Source organism: Tangfeifania diversioriginum (assembly GCF_900141875.1).
Lineage (GTDB): Bacteria > Bacteroidota > Bacteroidia > Bacteroidales > Prolixibacteraceae > Tangfeifania > Tangfeifania diversioriginum.
This window is the reverse complement of record NZ_FQZE01000025.1, coordinates 25,615-45,842: the sequence shown is the minus strand read 5'-3', so window position 1 is coordinate 45,842 and position 20,228 is coordinate 25,615. Positions and strand designations below refer to the sequence as shown.

The window sequence follows — 20,228 nt, the reverse complement described above, 5'->3', positions numbered from 1 at the left end:
AATCAGGATTTCCTTTTGATCTTCAACTTCTGTCCGATATCCAAATCATTTTCATTACGCAGGTTATTCAGTCGCACAATGTCATCCGAAGAAATTCCGGGGTAGTTGCGGGCAATTTCCCAAAGTGTATCGCCACTTCTTACGGTGTGGTAAATAAAATTCGGATCGATTGGTTCCTGTTTTTTTGCCGAAGATCTGCTGCTGCCGGAAGCCGATTTCCCAATGCTTGCCTGTTTTTGCGCGAAGGTCATTGAGTTGATCCTTTCATACTTTTCTTTTTGATCTTCCGGAACGTAAATCAAAAGCTTCTGACCGGCGCGAATAAGGTTGCGGCTGATGTTGTTCCAGTATCTCAAATCGGATGCCCGCACGTTGAACCACTCCGAAATGAAACCCACATTGTCGCCACTCTGAACAGTGTACAGTACTTTTGCCTTCCCATCAATATCCGCTGGTGTGTAGTACGAAGCACTGCGGCTGGTGGGTTCCACCAGTTGATTGTCGGGGAAAAACTTTTTGCGCTCGTGTGCAAAAACCTCATTTTCGGCATCAATAAAATCCATAATAGTTTCATTGGGCAAAACAACCGGGAGAGGCTTGTCTTTTTTTGCAGGAACCACATCGCGGCGGTACATTGGATTAAGTGAACGCAACTGTTCTTTATCAATGTCGAGGGTTGCAGCAAGCTGGTCAAAGTGCAGAAAGTCATTAACCATTACCGTGTCAGTCTGCAATTCAAAATCGGGCAAACGCGGATACAGGTTGTGCTCTTTGTGGTATTTCATTACATAAGCCGCTGCAATATAAGCAGGCACGTATCCACGTGTTTCGCGGGGCAGGCGGTAGTAGATTTCCCAGTAATTTTTGGTTCCGCCGGCCCGCCGGATGGCGCGGTTCACATTTCCCGGACCGCAATTGTAGGCTGCAATGGCCAGGTGCCAGTTGCCGTAACGGTTGTATAAACTCTGAAAATAGCGCACTGCCGCATCGGTTGAAGCCACCGGGTCGCGGCGTTCATCAACAAAGCTGGTAATTTCCAACCCCATTTGGCGGGCAGTGCCAAACATAAACTGCCACAAACCGGTTGCTCCCATCCGCGAGCGAGCGGTTGGGTTCAGTGCCGATTCAATGACCGGCAGGTATTTTAAATCAAGTGGCATTTCGTATTTGTCGAGTGTTTGCTCGAACATCGGGAAATAATATTCTGCAAGTCCCAGCATCATTTCCACCTGGTCGCGTCGCCTTTCAGTATAAAGCACTATGAAATTTTTCACCACATTGTTATACGACAAATCCACAACCTCCTGCATGTCCTGCAACCGTTTGATGTAAACCGAATCGGGCAGATTTTTCGGATACAGCTGTGCGGCATCGCCCAGCGAATCTTCGTGAAAAGCCTGTTTCGCATACCAGGTGTCATCAAGACTGTCCATTTTTTCAGAGAAAAAATCATCGAGATTTTCATCCGGGCCTTTAAAACTGCCTTGTTGTTTGCCTGAATATGAACCAGCCGGAGCTGCCACAAAAGTTCCTTCATTTATATCTGTTATTTCCAGGCTTTTCATTCTGGGCATTACAATCTTTTGGCGCTCGTCCTCTTGTGCTGAAAGCGTTCCTGAAAAAATAAACATTAGTATTCCCCCCAAAAGCAATATTTTTTTCATCACCATATACTAAAAGTTAAATTTGAAGTTGAAACAATATACTAAATTGTCGTTAATATTTAGCATAGAAGGTTCCCAGTTGAAAGTTAAATCGTCGCTGATATCGAAATTAAAAAGGTGGGCATCCACACTTGCATCAATAATATTTATCCCGTAAAAAGCAACCATACTAATAACGAGCAAATCGCGGTTACGGCGGTAATAATCCTGCCGTTTTATCAACCCGTCCCTGAAGTTGTTAAAATGGGTTGGGTTGTCCAGATCGTAATATTTAATGGCATCAATTTCCTGAAATCGGTTTGTTTCAGGGTTATCGTCAATCAGATGATTATAGGCCATTTTGTTGAACTGGTAATTATCGTTGTTCCACTTTATGAAATAACCGATAGTTCCAAACCCGATATATACCAGTGGTATTTTCCAGTATTTTTTATTGTATGCCTGTCCAAGCCCCGGCAAAACGGCGGAGTAAATGGCAGCTTTTTTAGGTGAATGAACCTCTTCCTCTTTTACGGGCTTTTTTTCAACCTGTTTTATGGTATCGGCATTAACCAATTGGGCATGCAAATTAAATACTACCAGCAACTGGAGTAGGATCAAACTAATTTTCAACAAAAAACCCCTGATATCCACGATAAGCAAATTTGGCCCAAAAATAGAAGTTTCACTACAGAGCAAACCTTCTTTAGTTACCTTTATTTTGGTTTTCAATAATTTTAACAATTCGTTCCAAATCATCTCCCGACTTAAACGGGATTACAATTTTCCCTTTCCCTTTTTCATTCATTGAAATACCAATCCGGGAATTAAGCAGTTTCCCCAGTTGTCCTTTCATCGACCTGTATTTACCGGGCAATTCCCGTTTTTTTGCTTTCGATTGTTTTTCGTCGTTATCTTCATTCAGGTCGCGCACAATTTCCTCCACCTTGCGTACCGAAAAACCATGTTTTACTATCTGGTTGTAAATCATCTCCTGCACATCGGCATCGTCAATATTAATTAAAGCACGTGCGTGTCCCATCGATATTTCTTTGTCGCGTAATCCTTTTTGAATGATTGCCGGCAGTCTCAGCAAACGCAGATAGTTGGCAATTGTTGAACGTTTTTTCCCCACACGGCTGCTTAGTTCTTCCTGGGTAAATTCCAGTTCTTCCATCAACCGCTGGTAGCTCAGTGCAATTTCTATGGCATCCAGATCCTCGCGCTGAATATTTTCCACCAGGGCCATTTCGAGCATTCCGTCGTCTTTTGCCTTGCGTATATAGGCAGGAATGGTCTCAAGTCCGGCCAATTGTGCGGCTCTGCAGCGTCGTTCTCCGGCAATAATCTGATAGCTGTCTTCACCTGTTTTCCGCAAGGTGACGGGCTGGATCAACCCAATCTCGCTGATTGAGGCCGCCAGCTCTTTCAGCGATTCTTCATCAAACTTCGACCTGGGTTGAAAAGGGTTGGCTTCAATCTTTTTCAACTCCACTTCACTTATCCCGGCTTGTTTCATTTTTTCGGCATCGTCGATAAGCGCTCCTAATCCTCTGCCAAGTGCATTCCTCTTTACCATGGTCAAACTATTTTATCTAAACAATAACTTTCTTTTCCTGTGAAATTTGTGTCATCCCGTTCCGCTGTAAAATTTCGCGGGCCAGGTTCATGTGGTTGATTGCCCCCCTTGAGCTGGCATCGTACAAAACAACAGGTTTCCCGTAGCTTGGCGATTCACTCAGTTTGATATTCCGCTGAATAACGGTCTCAAAAACCATATCCTGAAAATGACGTTTCACCTCTTCGTAAACCTGGTTGGACAGGTTCAGGCGCGAATCGAACATAGTAAGCAGGAACCCTTCAATTTCGAGCGCCGGATTCAACCGGTTCTGAATAATTTTGATGGTATTCAGCAGTTTTCCCAATCCTTCGAGGGCAAAATATTCGCACTGAACGGGAATGATTACCGAATCGGCTGCGGTTAAAGCGTTTACCGTAATCAACCCCAGCGACGGAGAGCAGTCGATAAAAATAAAATCGTATTCATCTTTCAGCTTTGTTAAGGCTGTGCGCATAACTTTCTCGCGGTTGGGCAGGTTAAGCATCTCAATTTCGGCCCCAACCAAATCGATATGTGACGGGATGATGTCAAGATTCCCGATTTCAGTATTCAGAATAACTTTTTCCGGTTCAACTCCATCAACAATGCAATCGTAAATGCTCGACTGCACATTTTTCACATCAAAGCCAAAACCAGATGTAGAGTTGGCCTGCGGATCGGCATCAATTATCAATACTTTTTGCTCCAAAACAGCCAGGCTTGCCGCAAGGTTAATAGCTGTTGTTGTTTTTCCAACACCGCCCTTTTGGTTTGCCAGTGATACGATTTTTCCCATCTTAATATTTCTGTTTAAATGATCGGTTTCAAATTTAATAAAATAGCCTTAACCAACTGAAAGCATTTTTATCAACACAAAATAAAAGTTGCTAAAAAACTGGAAGTGAGCAGTTAAAAAATTTAAAATTCCTGCGATTTCATCACCATCATCAACTGGTTTTTGTTTACCGGAACTACCCCCAGGTTTTCGCAAACGAGCCCGCCGGCAATGTTCGACATTAATGCCATAATTTTTGGTGGCAATCCAGCTGCCAGTGCCAGACTGGCCACACTTATCACCGTGTCGCCGGCTCCTGAAACATCGGCTATATGGCGGATAACCGCAGGATAATACTGCTCTTTGGCACCATTACTGATAAAAACCCCTAATTCTGAAAGGGTTATAAAAATTAGCTTGTAACTATTTTTCTCTTTCAGCTCCTGTGCAATTCGCCTGAGGGAATTCAGGTCGCCTTTTTCGAGCGGCAGGCCAATGCCGTCAACAAACTCTTTAAAATTTGGCTTGAAAAGGCCAATGTTTTTATAGTAATTGAAATTACGTTTTTTCGGATCCACTGCTGTGGGGATCCCTCTTTCGAGGGCTAAATTATTAACTGCCTGAAAAAGCGAAGGAGTAATTACACCTTTGTCGTAGTCCACAAAAATAATGACATCCACCTTATTTTCTTCAACTTCCTGGCGGATGCTTTCAACCATCTCCTTTTCCAGTTCACCGGAAATAAAGTCCTCCGACTCCTCATCAACACGTGCAATGTGCTGCCCTTTTCCAATTATGCGGCTTTTAACCGTGGTTATCCGCTTTGGATCAACAAAAACGCCCTCTTTCGACAGCTGCTTCTTCTCCAATAGTTTTTTGAATTTCCGCCCCTTGTCGTCGTTGCCAATAACTGAAAACAAAACGGGAGTAGCACCCAAAGCCTGCAAATTGAGCGAGACATTTGCAGCGCCTCCCAAACGGCTTTCGCGTTTTGTAACAGAAACAATCGGAATGGGAGCCTCGGGTGAAACCCGTTCAACTTTTCCCCAAAGATAGGTGTCAACCATTGCATCGCCAATAACCAGGGCCCGCATTTGGCTGAACTGTTCGAATATTTGATTTACTTCTTTCCCGTTCACCCGTTTAATTTAAAGAAATACAAAACTATAAAAAAAAGGCTGTCATAAAAAGATCACCCATTAGATTTCTGGATTGAAAAACTGAATTTTTGAAAAGCTCACAACTGGTTACTTCAAACCTGACATTCCACTATCCCGGATCCACATCGATGTTGACCACACAACTACTGTTGTCTTTCAAATGTTTTACAGTATCAATGTTGTTTATAATGAAATTCTTTACCTCGCCAGGCGAAAATTTGCGACTGACTTTGAGCCATATCTCTTTCTGATACCATAACTGAATCCGGCTTACCAGCGGGAATTCGGGGCCCAAAACAATGAGCGAACTGTTATGGCGCAGATTGGTTGCCAGCTGGTTTGCAAACCGGTTTACATTCTCCGGATTTTTATGTTTTACAACAAGTTTAATCAGCCGGTAAAAGGGCGGGTACTTAAAAAGTTTCCGCTCTTCCATTTGCGACTGGAATGCTTCCTGGTAATCCTGTTTCCTGATTATTTCAATTAGCGGATGCTCTGGTTGCGAGGTTTGCACAATAACCTTTCCGCGGTTGTGCTTCCGGCCTGCGCGGCCACTCACCTGCGAAATCAACTGGTAAGCACGTTCGTGCGCCCTGAAATCGGGGAAATTAATGAGGTTATCGGCATTTAAAATTCCCACAACGCTCACGTGTTCAAAATCGAGGCCTTTCGTAACCATTTGTGTACCAATAAGGATGTCGGTTTTTCGCGATTCAAGATTATGCACAATTCTGCTAAAAGCATTTTTCGAGCGTGTGGTGTCCAAATCCATTCGGTCGATACGCGCACCGGGAAACAGCGGCTTCAATTCATCCTCAATTTTTTCAGTGCCAAATCCACGGGTTTTTATATCTGGCGAACCACACTCCGGACACTCATTGCTAACAGGCTGGCTGAAACCACAGTAATGGCAGTTGAGCCGTTTTTTGTATTTGTGGTAAGTGAGGCTCACATCGCAGTTCTGGCATTTGGGAATCCAGCCACAATTAAAGCACTGCACATAAGGCGAATATCCTCGCCGATTCTGAAAAAGGATTACCTGCTCCCCTTTTGAGATAGCGGTATTCATCAGTTCAAAAAGCTCGTGGCTGAGCACCGAGTGCATCTGCTTTCTTTTCCAGACCCGTTTCAAATCAATAATCATCACTTCGGGCAGCTCAATGTTGGAATGCCTTTTATCGAGATTTACCAGTCCGTATTTTCCGGTTTTTGCGTTGAAATAGCTTTCAAAAGAAGGGGTTGCCGAGCCCAGCAAAACTTTTGCCTTATTCTGTATTCCCAGCACAACGGCCATATCGCGGGCATTGTAGCGTGGAGCCGGGTCAAACTGTTTGAACGAATTTTCGTGCTCTTCGTCAACAATTACAAGCCCCAAATTTGAAAAGGGCATAAAAAGCGAAGAACGTGCCCCTAAAATTACCTGGTAGCCTTTGTCGCGATTTTGCCGGAACTGCAGCACCTTTTCCCAAATTTCCACCCGTTCCTGGTTGTTGAGGCGCGAGTGGTAAATCCCCACTTTGGGACCAAAAACATTTTTCAGCCGCTGAACAATCTGCGTTGTGAGTGCGATTTCCGGCACCAGGTAAAGAACCTGTTCTCCTGATTTCAGTGCTTCGTCAATCAGGTGGATATAAATTTCAGTTTTCCCGCTTGCGGTAATACCATGTATGAGTGCCACATCTTTTTTGCTGAAAATGGACTTAACTTCAGCGAGTGCTATTTCCTGAAATTTGTTCAGCAGATTAATGTCCACCTGTTTTTGCTCAGATTCAAGAATGCGTGAAACAGGCTGCTCAAATTTTTTCAGAATTTTCTTTTTGTGCAGTTCGTTTAAATGGGCGGAGTTAAAATCAGTTCCTTTAAAAAGTTCTTTTTTACTGATTTCTTTTTGAGATTTTTCGCCAAACGCATTTGTTTTTTCGCTAAAATGAAGCAACAGTGCTTTCTGTTTTTTGGCGCGTTCCAGTGAAGTTATTTTTTCGTGAAGTTGTTTTTCGGTGCCAACCTCAGGATGCAGCTTCACAAAAATTTCGGTTTTGGGCTTATATTTTGAACTGATTTTTTCTTCCACCTGCACAACATTGTTATTCAACAGCTTTTGCAGGGCCGGGTATGAAAACCTGCTCCCCAGTTTCTTCTGAAGTATTTCCACTGTGGAAATATCCTGCAGCTGATTAATAATGAGCTGCTCTTTTTCGGAAACCTGCTGCTCATCGTCGTTGCCGGTTAAAAAAATTTTCGATTTGCTCTCCAGTTTCAGTCCCGGTGGCAGCGCTGCCCTGAAAATATCGCCCAGGGAGCAACAATAATAACTGGCCATCCATCGCCACAGTCCCAGGTTTTGCGGCAACACTACGGGACTTTCATCCAACAGTTGAACAATTTCTTTGGCCTGGAAGCCTTCAGGTTTTTCGTCGGATACCGAAACCACCAAGGCTGCATAAAATTTTTTGGGCCCAAACTGAACAACCACCCGCTGCCCGGGCTGAATTGCCGGCTGCATATTTAGCGGCACTTCGTAGGTGTAGGCATCGTGTAACGAAAGGGGCAAAATAACCTGGGCAAACATTTTGGGCATGGTAAAAATTTTTCAACCTTGTTCAAAGTAACAAAAAAATGAGAAACAGCCCTCTGTTGGAGAAGCTTAATTGAAACGCTGATTGACCCAACCGGCCACTTCTTCCATCAACCAGTTGGGGGTTGAAGTTGCCCCGCAAATGCCCACCGAATTTACACCTTCAAACCAATCGGGATTAATTTCATCAGGATTTGAAACAGGGTATGAATTCGGATTTGACTCCTTACAAATGGTAAACAGGTACTTTCCGTTGGAGCTTTTTCTGCCTGCCACAAAAAGAATCAAATCGTAATTCCCCACAAATCTTTTAAGGTTGGGCACACGGTTCGAAACCTGCCGGCAAATGGTGTCTTTGATATCAATTGGCACGCCGGGTTTCATTTTCGATTTCACCAACTTTGCAATTGCTTCAAAATCTTCAATTCGCTTGGTGGTTTGCGAATAAAGCCACACCGGGCGCGAAAAGTCAATTTTATCCACATCGTCGATACTTTCCAGCAAAATCGTGTTGTGCCCTGCCTGGCCGTCGAGGCCAATTACTTCGGCATGGCCTTTTTTGCCGTAAATAACAATCTGCCCCTGGTCGGCTAAACTTTTTTGGTAAGAGTTTTTCACTTTCTCCTGAAGCGTTAAAACAACCGGGCAGGTTGCATCTACCAGTTCAATATTGTTCTTTTTGGCATATTCGTAAGTTTCGGGAGGCTCTCCGTGTGCGCGGATTAACACTTTGCAGTTGCTCATCTGAAAATATTCTTCTCTCGAAATGGTCTTTAAACCCATTTTTTCCAGGCGTTCCACTTCCATTCCGTTATGGACAATATCGCCCAGGCAATACAATTGTTTTTCGTTATCCAGTTCGTTTTCAGCGGTTTTAATAGCTTTAATCACCCCAAAACAAAAACCGGATCGTTTATGTATTTCAACCTTCATGTTCTTCAATAATTTCTTTTGCCATTTCCAACGCCCACTGCAGCTGTTCTTCGCGTGTCAGGTGGCTGTTGTCGAGCACAATAGCATCATCGGCTTTTTTGAGCGGGCTCACTTCGCGGCCGGAGTCGATGGTATCGCGCTGTTCCACATTTTGCAGTATTTTATCGAAATCTACTTCTGCACCCTTTTCTTTCAGCTCGAGGTAGCGCCTTTGTGCCCTGATTTCTGGTGAGGCAGTCATGAAAATTTTGAGTTCGGCATCAGGAAAAACCACCGTGCCAATATCGCGGCCATCCATCACAATCCCTTTATTTTTGCCGTTTTCGCGCTGCTGTATCACCAGCTCGCTGCGCACCCCTGCGATTGTACTTACAGGGCTCACATTGTTTGAAACTTCCAGTTGACGAATTTCATTTTCAATATTCTCGCCGTTTAAGAATGTGGTGTTTTTTTCGGTGTCAGTGTCCCATTCAAACGTTATGCGAATGTCTTTCATTCGTGCAATCAATTCTTCCTCATCAACCTTACTGTTTTTAATCAACCCATTCCGGAGTGCAAAAAGTGTAACAGCACGGTACATTGCTCCGCTGTCGATGTACGTATAGCCCAGTTCGCGGGCAAGCGATTTTGCCAGCGTGCTTTTTCCGCAAGAAGAATGCCCGTCGATGGCAATTACAATTTTCTTTTTCGTCATTTTTTTTGATGGATTTTGAGCAAAGATAAAGGATTTTCAAAACCGGACAGGATCGTCTTTAACTAAAAGTCGTTTAAATTAACGGCCAGCGAAAAAAGATTAGAGGAGCCTGCAAGATGGAACCGCGAAGTGGCAAAATCGAAACGGAACCGTTTTATTTTCACGCCAAACCCCAGCGAAAAGCCAACAGTTGAAAGCCGCTGGTCGAACTTGAGTTCCTGGCGGCGCTGGTAGTTGTAGCCCGCCCTAAGCGTGAAATTATCCGACGGCAAAATTTCCACACCCAGCACCACATGCCGCATAATTTGTTTGGCAAAGCTCTCCTCGCGTTCGTACATATTTTCAAGGCTGTTCTCATTGTCTTCGGAGTTTGCCAAATCCCAGTGATTAAGGTGGTGCATGGTAAGCGAAAAAATTACCGGGGCATATCTCAGTTTGCTGCTTATTCCGGCCTGTAAATCGAATGGAATTGGCTCGCGATTACCGTCCTGGTAGTAGGTTGTGAGCTGCCCGCCAATGTTTTTGGCAACCAATGCCACATGCGTGAGGCTATCTTTACTGCCGAAACTTACGCCCAGGTCGGCAGCTAATCCAAAGGACCTGTAACTTTCGAAAACCGAAAACACAGGTTTCAGGTTGGCGCCGTAGTTCAAACGCTTGTAATGGCTGGAGTAAATAATATTCAAAGCATACTCCGAGGCATTGAAAAAATTCCCGGTTAACTCCCCCACTTCGGTGGCCTCTTTAAAATCGCCGTAATTGATGTAGTGCATGCCCAGCGCAAAGTTGCCAATCCCTTTGTAATGTCGGGCATACGATGCATATCCGAAATTGATATCGGCAAAATAATTGACGTAATTCACCAGCACTGTGTTGTGCATGCCTTTGTGCAACAGGGCAGGATTATGAAACGGTAAATTCAAATCGGCACTATCGGTTAGTGCCACCTGAGTGCCGCCGAGAGCCGCCACACGGGCGGAGTTAGTCAGTTCCAGAAACTGGTAGGTTGTTTCGCCGCCAATCTGGGCTTTCCCCGCAAAAGCGGCCAGTAAAAAATATATAATGAAGATAAACTTCCTGCTCATTCGCTTTTTGTATATCCGATAAAACGCCAAATGTATTGAAATATTACTTGTTCCGTATGCTAACATTTAGAAGTTGGCTATTTCAGCTTTTTCATCTGTAATTTTTCTCTTTCCAGTTCTATCACTTTATGTAATTTCTTTTGCAGCAACTCTTTTGGTGGCAACTCCATCCAATATTCCGCTACTCGAATTTCAGAATTATCAAGTTGTAACAGCTCAATTTGTTCTTTTGAACCTTCTGAACATAGAATTAATCCGATAGGCGAATTCTCCCCGCTCTCTAATTCGTATTTTTCAAGGTAGCGCAGATACAATTCCATTTGACCTTTGTATCGGGCTTTAAAACGACTCAGCTTTAAGTCAATGGCAACAAGCCGTTTCAGTTTTCGATGATAAAACAATAAATCAAGTTTAAAACTGTCTCCATCAATTAACATTCTTTTTTGTCGTTCAACAAATGTAAAGCCTTGTCCCAATTCCAAAATGAATTTTTCAAGCTCTCTTAATATCGCCTCTTCCAATGATTTTTCGCTATAATTCTCTTCCAACCCAAGAAAATTCAGAAAATAGGGGTCACGAAAAACGAGGTCCGGACTTAGTTTGTTTTCTTCCCGCAACTCTTTGAGTTCCTTTCTTATCAGCTCTTCGGACTTTTTTGAAATTGCTGTCCGCTCATAAAGCATTGAATCAATCTTTTGGTTAAGTGTTCTTGTATCCCAATTTTCCAGTTTTATCATCTCAATGTAAAATTCACGTCTGAGTTCATCTTTTAGGTACATTATTGTTCGGAGATGTGTCCAATTCAATTGTCTACTCAATGCGTAGAGAATTTCTTTATCGGGAAAAGTCTCCGCAATGCGTAGACAATGTCTGATTTGTTGTTCGCTCCAACCTTTTCCAAATTCCTGAGTCAATTTTTGAGAAAGCGATTTTACAACTTCCTTTCCATATTCGGCACGTTTGTTATTAAGAATTTCACTATTTACCCTTTGACCGATATTCCAGTATAAAATTGTTGTTGCAGCATTAACAGTAACCGCAACATTTTGCTTTGCTTCCTCAATCAATTGTTTGATTTCTGAAAACAGGTTATAAATATTATGTGGCGAATTACTCATGATAAATTATTTTATATCAATCTAACATAAAAATTTCGTTTTCAAATTCTTTAATCGCCGAATCTTTAAGAGAGGCTGATTTAGAAAGAAGTTCGTTAATTTCATTCAACCTTCCTCGAATTGATTTAACAATACCTTCCTGAACTGGTAACGGTGGCAATACAACAGGAATTTCCAGAAATTCATCTGTATTTATGCTTTCTACTGTTACTCCAAATTTTTGCGCTCTTTCAAGAATAAATTTTTGAAAGGTTTTTAAATAAAACAGGAAATATTCTTTACGTACAATTTCTTCGTTTACTCCAATTGCTTTTAAATCCTGGTTTATTGCTGTTTCCATTTGAGTTAATGTAACAGGAAATGAATGACGTAAAATTCCGCTTCTGAAAACTCCTAAAATAGTTCCTCTGGGATAAACCTTTAATTTGGCTTCTTTAACTGCTGTTTCAGTAATTTGATCCTGCACAGAATCTAAAAACAGCGATTTCATATCTTTGGCTGAAGTCCAGTAAACATTGCCTCCCCAAAAATCCTTTCTTGAAGTAGATGGTGTTTTGCCCCCTTCAAAAAAAGTAATTAAAGTTTTTAAGGGTACAATTGAAAATTTAACATTATCCATAAAAAAACGTTGTTCTTTAAACAAATAACTTAAAGCCCAACGATTGATTTCTTTATAGGAAACTGTTTGTAATCTGAAACTTTTATTTTTTCGTTTACCTTTTTCGATGCCAAGTTCATTTGACAAAAACGACTCAATCCCTTCTTCCAATTTTTTTGCTTTCTGCTCAAGTTCTTCTGCTTGATTTATTTTTTTATTGTAAGCTTCAAAAATCCTATTTTGTTCTACTAATGACGGTAAAGGAATCCTTATGTCTAAAAACTCATTTACCTTTACTCTTGCTTTTGAGATTCCGGAAGTTTTTGTATTTAGTAATCTTTTAAATTCTTCGCTTCTTAGAACCAATCTCAAAAATTCACCATTTACTTTCTCTGCATCAAAGGTGAAAGTGGGATATTCTGAACTTACAGCAAATGGTTCTTGTCCCTTTTTATGGAAATACACACAACCATGTCGAACATTAATTTTCGAATAAATGATACTATTTTCAGGAACAAGATTTAAATTGCCTTTATAAGATTGTATTTCATTTATTTCACGCAAAAATAATAGTCCATGAAAATTTATTTTTGAAATAATAGTCCATCCATTTTTTAGTAGTTCTTTCTTTGTTACGCTCTTTCTAAAAGGGAATAAAATATCTCTTAATAACACAGCATTATCAAATTCAAGAGATAGATGATTGATATATCGTTTTACATCCCAAAAATGAAATTTCGAATACTGTATATTTTGTAAATACGTATTTTTCATCTACCCATAAATTTCCTGAGGTTCGCCGGCCATCGGAATACGGAGCATTTTACCATCTTCCATTATTTCATATTGGATGGAATTGAATTTGTTTTCCCACAATTGGTTTTGTTTACGGTACCTGGTAAATTCTTCCTTTAGCGGAATCAATTCGTTTTCAATCTCGGCACCGGTGGTACTTATTCCTGCTTTTTCAACTTCGGCAATAGGTATTTGATAATCGAAGTCCTTTTTAATTTGGGCTTTTATTTCAATCTCAATTTTATTTTGAAGCTCTTTTAATTGGCCTTTTAACTCTTTTTTTTCTTTAGCTGGAATGGCCTCCTTTCCCCTTAATGCGAGTTTTTGTTCTATTGGGTTTATTTGAGATTCGTATTTTTTTGTAATCTCTGTTTTGGCTTTTTTAGCAATGCGGTTCCATTCAGTTGCTTCTTCTTCTGTAAATTTTTTGAAGAAAAGCAAACTCGGTTTAACGGTTGCTCCGGAGGCAATAAAAACATCTTGCGGAATAGAAGTAATTAAAATAATTTTTGCTTTGCTTTCCACAAAGTCGCGCACCCGCTGCAAGTTGGTATTGTTCAGAACACCTTCGGGCAAAACAATTCCCATTCTGCCTCCCGGTTTCAATAAATTCAGGCAACGTTCAATAAACAACACCTCAGTTAATGTGCTCATTTTACCCGTTTCATAAAGGTTAATGAGCGGTTTCCCAATATTTTTATTTATTTGGTTCATTGCCTTATCATAAGCGGGACCGTATCTTTTCTGATATTTTTTTATTCTTACCTGGTCGGTAAATTTATCGGCTTCGGTTATTTTCCAGCTCTTTTCAACCCGTGAACCAAACGGAGGATTAGTGAGTATAATATCGAACCGGTTCTCAAAAACGCCATTCACATTTAACAAGCCGTCGTTGTGGTGAACACCGCCGTGTCCGTCGCCGTGCATAATCATGTTCATTTTTGCGGTCCTGCTCATTCTCGGGTTGGCATCCGTTCCAAAAATGCAATCGTAACTGAGTTCTCTTAACCGGCTGTTTGCATTATTAATGTCAAGTTCGTAATTGAGTTTATTAAATTGTTCAATTACTTCAGCATCAATTTTTTCTTTTTCATCGTCCGAAAGATTTTCATATTCCACGGTGAAAGTTTCCTTTTTAATTTTTGCCTTTGCTTCCTGGATTTCATTTTCAATCTTCGAACGCACATATTCAAAAGCCCGAATTAGAAAACCACCACTTCCGCAACAGGGGTCGCACAAAATTTCCCCTTCTTGTGGATCCAAAACTTCAACCATAAAATCAACAATAGTTCGAGGCGTAAAAAACTGGCCCAATTCGCCCCTGAAAGTTTTTCCAAGGAATTTCTCAAAAGCAATACCTTTCACATCGTCAGAGGTTGTTGACAAATTGTAAATTTCGAGTTCCTTTACAATAGCTTCAAAACTGTTTTCCCTTATTCTGATAACCTCATTTGGTTCGAATAAATTATCGTCTTTAAAATCCTTTTTTGTATTTTCAAAAAGCTTTTGATAGAAAGGCAAATCATTCTCAGCTCTATATTTGTCATCATATTCTTTTGCTTTTATAAATTCGGTAAGAGAAAAAATCTGAGCGCCTGTATTGTCTCGTTCGTACCTTATTTTTATGAACAAGATTTTGCTAATCTCATCGAACGCCGCCTCAGGAGAAAGTTTATCGTTATTTCGGATGATATTGTGGCATTTAAATAATAGCTTGGAAAATTCATCGCGTGTAAACGCCTTTGTTTGTTTTAATAACTCATTTACTTTTTTGCTGTTATTGATTGTATTTGCATCCGGAATATCAATTACTTCTGCCAGTTTTTTGGGCATTTTCCCTTTAACTACTTTGAATATTCTGGTTTCTTTCAGATTGGTGGTCACAAAAAAATCTGCACCTGCCCACGCAGCATAATTAAAACCCTGAAAATAATCTTCTTCCCGAATCGTGATATGCTCTGCTTTGCATTCTACAACAATTGCCGGGCTATTATTTTCAGATTTATCTTTTGCGGATTTCCAAACCACGATATCTGCCATTGCACGCCCTTGCCCGCGCTGGGAATTGCTCACCTGAACTTCTTGCGTCATTTGATCCAGCTCAAAACCATATTTATTAACCAGACGTAACAGGTATTTTTGACGAACTTCTTCTTCCGGTTTTAATACCAGCCACTTGTCTTTTAAAGGCGCAAATATTTTTCCGTTTTGTATTTGAATTTCCATGGTTTAATTTTTTAATACCTTGTGTATTACTTTAGTCGTTTGAAATACCCTAACAAATATAAAATTGTTTTCCCGAAAAAGCCGAAAATTACACATTCAACGTTCATATAAAACATTATTGTAGTTTCCAGTTGACTTGGTGTCGCAAATTGCGATTTCAAGTATTCAAATTCAACTTCCGACAATTGAAACATAAAACCATCGGGAAACATCTTTACATTTTTGGGGATAGAATTTAATTAGAAATTATGTTTCAGACTTTCAAAAATCTCATACACCACCGGGCAGGTTTCGCAATTTTTATGTGACAGGTTCAGGATTTGATGAAACCGGTTTCTGTCGGTATGCGGATAGTCGCGACAGGCTTTGGGGCGGTTTTCGTACACCATGCAGTAATTGTCGGGCAGTAAAAAAGGACAAGGTTCTGTGTTAAAAACAAAATCCCCGTCTTCGTCGGTTTTCACATATTGCTGAATAAAGGCCGACGGTTTCATTTTGAAATGTTTGGCCAGCCGGTCAATGTCTTTTTCGATGAGTCGTGGCCCAATGGTTTTGCAACAGTTGGCACAATCGAGGCAGTCAAAAGTTGAAAATGCTTCATCGTGCAAATTGTGAACTATTTCATCGAGTTTTTTCGACTTCAGTTTTTTCAACTTTTTAATAAGCTGTTGCGTCTCCCGCCGCTTTCTTTCCGTCAGGAGTTTCAGCTCAACAGGTGTTTTGTATTCCACTTTTTTCATTTTCGGTAGTACAGATGTAACTTCCAATGAATTTTAACATTTCAACCTGAAAAATCCAGGGGTGTTTCAACCCATTTTTTAATGGCACAAAATTATTTTTTTCTGTCAGACTTTGGAAGATGAAACGACTGGAGAATCACCGGGCTTTTCAATAAAATGAAACAGCGCGTAAGTGAGTGCTGCAAGGATAATTCCGTAAAAATTGGCATCTAAACCCAATGGAAGTTCCAGCCCGCTTAAAATCAACGAAAGCGTAACCGATCCCCCGATAATCATTGACCAGAAAGCTCCGTTTGCACTTTTCTTCTTCATGAAAATACCCGCTAAAACCGGGATGAACAATCCCGACACCATAAATGAATAGGAATGCAACATAAGATCGAGTACGTTGGGAACTTTCCATGCCACAACCAGCGCTATTGCTCCAAGAACAAGTGTTGTTGCCTGCGAAAGCAACATTATTTTCCCGGATTTATGTTTTTTAAAGATATCGGTAATGAGATTGCCCGATGAAGCCATGAGACAGCTATCGGCCGTTGACATTATCGCAGAAAAATAAGCGGACAAAATAAGTCCGGTTAAACCAACCGGCAGAATCGTCCGCAGCAGGATGGGCAGTCCCATTTCCGGGTCCATTGCCCCTTCAATTCCTGCACCAATTATACCGTCTTCGAAAGCTGCTTTGGCAAACATCCCTAAAAACACACCGGTAAATGCCATCACGGGATATTCGAATAACCCGGCAACAAACCAGGCCCGCTGGGCAGTTTTCTTGTTGCCGGCAGCGTAAATTCGCTGGTAAAGCGTCATTCCGATAAACCAAATGGGAACGATAGTGATAAACCAGTTGACAATTTGCTGCCACGAAACAGCCGTTAAACTGAAAAAATTATCGGGTAATGTATTTTGCAAAGTTTCGTAACCGCCAATTCCGAAATAAGCCACCGGAAGGGCAACAAAAACCAATCCCGATAAAAGCAAAAGCCACTGGAATGTATCTGTATAAATCACAGCTTTTATGCCTCCAATCGAGGTATAAACCACTGCAATTATCCCCATTAAAATGAGTGCGGTTTGCAATGAAATATTAGGGAAAGTTGCCGAAGCCAGCTTGGCACCTGCTAATATCTGAGAACTTGTAAACCCCAGGTAGCCAATGGCCGAAATTAATCCGGCAATGAGGGCAACACGCCCATTGAATAAGTTTTCGAGAAATTGCGGGAAAGATAAAAAATTATGTTTCGTGGCTAATTTGGAAACTTTTGGAATGAGCAAAACCGCACTGAGCCAGGCGCCAATAAGCCCGGTAAAAAGCAGCCAGGAACCGGAAAGCCCCATAACAAAACCCAGTCCGCCCAGGCCAATGGAAAAGCCACCGCCCACATCGGTAGCCACCACCGACAAGCCAATATGAAAAGCGCTCATTTTTCGCCCACCGACAAAATAATCATCGGCCGACTTGTTTTTACGCATAAAGTAAAAACCAATCCCCAACATAGCAGTCAGGTAAACCCCAAATATTGAATAATCAATCCAGTGCATTGAATTACTTTTGCTCTGAATTCAGTTCGTACTGTAAGGGCGGATCAGAGTGTTTTATGATGCCTTTTGAAAGCAGCTGTGTTACGTGTTCCAGCCCTTTCGAATAAGACAATTTCAGTTCTTTCACCACTTCGCCCAAAAAACTGGGCCCATTCTCATCTAAAAATTGAACAATTTTCTTTTCTGTTTTATCTTTAATTCTCGCCATATAGAAATTAACGTTTATTTTTTCATCCGTAGGGGGTCATGCTGTCATCCACTTTTTTCCCTTCTTCGTATGCCAGAAAACGTTTGCAATTGTGCCACCCTTTGGCACCGCGGTTGCAAAATACATTCCTGACAAGAAAAATTGGTTTTTCTATTTCTTCATTTTCATTCTGATATACTGTACATACTGATGCATACTTACACAGTTTTCCTAAATGCATATAATTATAATTTTTTATAAAAGATGTTCATACTCTCGATGCTTCCACCAATATGGGTGTTTTTCACAAGAGTTCCCGTGTACTTGTAACCTGCATTCATAAAGGTTTTGTTCATTCCTAATTCCCTCAGGCGGGCCACGGTGTAGGCTGTTTTTATTCCGGCCTTTTTTATCTCTTTTTCCATATACTCCAACAATCTGAAAGCCAGTTTTTGCCCCCTGTATTCGGGTAAAACAGCAAAGTCGGTCATTTCGGCATTTTTGTAATTCCAGTCGGTTTCTGCAGTGGAAATTCCAATGAGCTTACCTTCGTCCCAAATGCCGAAATACTGTGCTGAATTATTTTGCATGGTACTTTTAATATATTCTGCATTGTGAACCGGGAAAGGGTAGGTTTCAAATACCCTTTTAAAAACCTCTGTAATTGCCTCTGCATCGTTTTCGTCCAGGCTGCCTGGCACAAACTCTTTTTGGGGCAAATCAACCGGCTGCGTTTTCCCGTTAGTTGGGTTTTCTCTAAGCAACTCCCTGAAGCGTTTCATCTCAATTACAGGCAGTTTTTTTCTTTTCTCATCGGTAAATTTTGAAACATACATGCAGTCGTACTCGCCGTTAAAATAACCAGGAATGTATGCTTCTACCCTGTAACCGGCAAGTAGAAACCGGGGAAAAGAATCGGCAAAAATTTTAGCTGTTATTTTTGTGTACCCTTTTTCTTCGGCAAGTTTATCCATTTTGGATATAATTCGCGAAGTTCCCTTGGGGGTAGTTTTCATTAAGTAAATCCGGTTATTGAATTTACCGTGTTGTATTAGTGAATCACCTATTTTTTCAAATTTATCTTCCATCACCATTTTCCCTCCTGTTATGACGTTCGTTATTATCAGGAATTAAAGAAATTGTATTGTCGTAATCAGCCAGTAGCTTTTCAATACCAATTGATTTTTCTACTTCATCGGGCTCTTCATCCAGGTTTAAATCGAGGTTGCATTCTTCACAGTTCCGGTCGCAAAATTTGGACTCATAACTTTCGGGTTCCTGGTAGGTTGTAATAATTCCTTCGTAATTACGAAGCACCACCTTATTGGTTGACCACGAAATAATGTAAGTAGGCATAATTGGTATTTTCCCTCCTCCACCCGGTGCGTCAATCACATAAGTAGGCACGGCAAAACCTGAGGTATGCCCAATCAGGCTTTCCATAATTTCAATCCCTTTTCCGACCGGTGTGCGGAAATGCGCCAACCCTTCGGACAGATCGCACTGGTACATATAATACGGACGCACGCGGTTTTGAACCAGTTTGTGTACCAGTTTCTTCATAACTCGCGGGCAGTCGTTCACTTCGGCCAGCAATACCGACTGGTTACCCAGCGGAAAACCGGCATCGGCAAGCATTGCCAGTGCTTCGCGCGACGATGCAGTAATTTCTCTGGGATGATTGAAATGTGTATTAATCCAAAGCGGCTGGTATTTTTTCAGCACTTTTATCAAATCTTCGGTAATGCGGTAGGGCAAAACAACCGGCATCCGGGTACCCAACCGAACTACTTCAACATGCGGTATTGCGGTAATTTCGGAAAGCAGCCAGTCGAGGTAGCTGTCTGGCAACATCAGCGGGTCGCCACCCGAAAGCAGTACATCGCGTACCTGCGGTGTATTTTTAATGTATTCAATTCCTTCTTTGAGCTGTTCTTTGCTGGGAATGGAATCAATATCACCCACTTTCCGTTTACGCGTGCAGTGGCGGCAGTACATGGAGCAAACATTGCTCACATGAAAAAGTACCCTGTCGGGATAACGATGTGTGATTCCTTCCACGGGGCTGTCGGTATCTTCTGAAAGCGGATCTTCCATATCTGTTTTCAGAACGGTTAATTCATTTACATTGGCAAAAGATTGCTTAAATACCGGGTCGTTTTCATAATTATCAGTATCAATTAACGAGAGATAATAAGGTGTTATTGACAAAGGAAAGCGGTCGAGAGTCGTTTTCAACTGACTTTTTTGCTCCTCAGGAAATTTAATCCCCGTAAGTAATTCAAAGGTGTCAATTGATTTAACAGAATTCTTTAATTGCCATTTCCAGTCCTTCCAGTTCGAGATGTTACTTTCAGGTTTTATCTTCCGGGCAATCTCTTGTTGCGCGTCATTAAATATATCCATTTCTTTCATAATTGTTTCTATGCGAACAAAAATAGTTAAATTATTTAATACAGCCAATGTGACCTTAATCACTCAAATGCAACAGAATCCAACCAAACCGCTTGTTAACAACCAATTAAACAAACCACAATCAACTTAACATAAGCCTTGT

Annotated in this window: 18 protein-coding genes; all 18 read right to left on the bottom strand. The window is 41.2% G+C overall.

Annotated elements, in window-relative coordinates:
• Positions 1–2 precede the first annotated feature (2 nt).
• Positions 3–1,664 (bottom strand): lytic transglycosylase domain-containing protein, encoded by a 1,662-nt coding sequence (locus tag BUC07_RS15130; RefSeq protein ID WP_175552543.1) that lies wholly within the window; start codon positions 1,662–1,664, stop codon positions 3–5.
• A gap of 9 nt (positions 1,665–1,673) precedes the next feature.
• Complete coding sequence (locus tag BUC07_RS15125) at positions 1,674–2,297, bottom strand: DUF5683 domain-containing protein (protein ID WP_139279610.1); 624 nt, start codon at positions 2,295–2,297, stop codon at positions 1,674–1,676.
• 52 nt (positions 2,298–2,349) lie between these two features.
• On the bottom strand, positions 2,350–3,222 hold the full coding sequence (locus BUC07_RS15120) for a ParB/RepB/Spo0J family partition protein (RefSeq protein WP_073171290.1): 873 nt from the start codon (positions 3,220–3,222) through the stop codon (positions 2,350–2,352).
• A 16-nt stretch (positions 3,223–3,238) separates the two neighbouring features.
• On the bottom strand, positions 3,239–4,039 hold the full coding sequence (locus tag BUC07_RS15115; RefSeq protein ID WP_073171287.1) for a ParA family protein: 801 nt from the start codon (positions 4,037–4,039) through the stop codon (positions 3,239–3,241).
• 122 nt (positions 4,040–4,161) lie between these two features.
• A complete protein-coding gene (locus tag BUC07_RS15110; RefSeq protein ID WP_217652711.1) occupies positions 4,162–5,157 on the bottom strand; it encodes a bifunctional heptose 7-phosphate kinase/heptose 1-phosphate adenyltransferase in 996 nt (331 codons plus the stop codon).
• Between the two features lie 130 nt (positions 5,158–5,287).
• Positions 5,288–7,756, bottom strand: coding sequence for a replication restart helicase PriA (gene priA, locus BUC07_RS15105; protein WP_073171284.1), 2,469 nt, complete (start codon positions 7,754–7,756; stop codon positions 5,288–5,290).
• Between the two features lie 66 nt (positions 7,757–7,822).
• A complete protein-coding gene (locus BUC07_RS15100) occupies positions 7,823–8,686 on the bottom strand; it encodes a 4-hydroxy-3-methylbut-2-enyl diphosphate reductase (protein WP_073171280.1) in 864 nt (287 codons plus the stop codon).
• Positions 8,676–9,380, bottom strand: coding sequence for a (d)CMP kinase (gene cmk, locus BUC07_RS15095; RefSeq protein WP_073171277.1), 705 nt, complete (start codon positions 9,378–9,380; stop codon positions 8,676–8,678). Before cmk ends, BUC07_RS15100 begins: the two co-directional genes overlap by 11 nt.
• A gap of 62 nt (positions 9,381–9,442) precedes the next feature.
• Complete coding sequence (porQ, locus tag BUC07_RS15090; RefSeq protein ID WP_073171275.1) at positions 9,443–10,465, bottom strand: type IX secretion system protein PorQ; 1,023 nt, start codon at positions 10,463–10,465, stop codon at positions 9,443–9,445.
• A 77-nt stretch (positions 10,466–10,542) separates the two neighbouring features.
• Entirely contained in the window at positions 10,543–11,583 is a 1,041-nt protein-coding gene (locus tag BUC07_RS15085) for a PDDEXK nuclease domain-containing protein (protein ID WP_073171272.1), read from the bottom strand.
• A 16-nt stretch (positions 11,584–11,599) separates the two neighbouring features.
• A complete protein-coding gene (locus BUC07_RS15080; RefSeq protein WP_073171269.1) occupies positions 11,600–12,955 on the bottom strand; it encodes a restriction endonuclease subunit S in 1,356 nt (451 codons plus the stop codon).
• Positions 12,956–15,202 carry an N-6 DNA methylase gene (locus BUC07_RS15075; protein ID WP_073171266.1) on the bottom strand — a complete coding sequence of 749 codons (2,247 nt, stop codon included), beginning with the start codon at positions 15,200–15,202 and terminating at the stop codon, positions 12,956–12,958. It abuts the gene before it with no gap.
• Between the two features lie 239 nt (positions 15,203–15,441).
• On the bottom strand, positions 15,442–15,942 hold the full coding sequence (locus tag BUC07_RS15065; protein ID WP_073171260.1) for a YkgJ family cysteine cluster protein: 501 nt from the start codon (positions 15,940–15,942) through the stop codon (positions 15,442–15,444).
• Between the two features lie 105 nt (positions 15,943–16,047).
• Positions 16,048–17,484: a sodium:solute symporter family protein gene (locus BUC07_RS15060; RefSeq protein WP_073171257.1), complete on the bottom strand. Its 1,437-nt coding sequence runs from the start codon at positions 17,482–17,484 to the stop codon at positions 16,048–16,050.
• Between the two features lie 4 nt (positions 17,485–17,488).
• Positions 17,489–17,692, bottom strand: coding sequence for an Lrp/AsnC family transcriptional regulator (locus BUC07_RS15055; RefSeq protein WP_073171254.1), 204 nt, complete (start codon positions 17,690–17,692; stop codon positions 17,489–17,491).
• 22 nt (positions 17,693–17,714) lie between these two features.
• Positions 17,715–17,912, bottom strand: coding sequence for a hypothetical protein (locus BUC07_RS20960; protein WP_073171251.1), 198 nt, complete (start codon positions 17,910–17,912; stop codon positions 17,715–17,717).
• Between the two features lie 4 nt (positions 17,913–17,916).
• The gene (ablB, locus tag BUC07_RS15045) at positions 17,917–18,759 is read right to left on the bottom strand and encodes a putative beta-lysine N-acetyltransferase (protein ID WP_073171372.1); all 843 of its coding nucleotides are present in this window, start codon (positions 18,757–18,759) and stop codon (positions 17,917–17,919) included.
• The gene (gene kamA / locus BUC07_RS15040) at positions 18,749–20,077 is read right to left on the bottom strand and encodes a lysine 2,3-aminomutase (RefSeq protein ID WP_073171375.1); all 1,329 of its coding nucleotides are present in this window, start codon (positions 20,075–20,077) and stop codon (positions 18,749–18,751) included. The genes ablB and kamA overlap by 11 nt, the downstream gene beginning before the upstream one ends.
• Positions 20,078–20,228 lie beyond the last annotated feature (151 nt).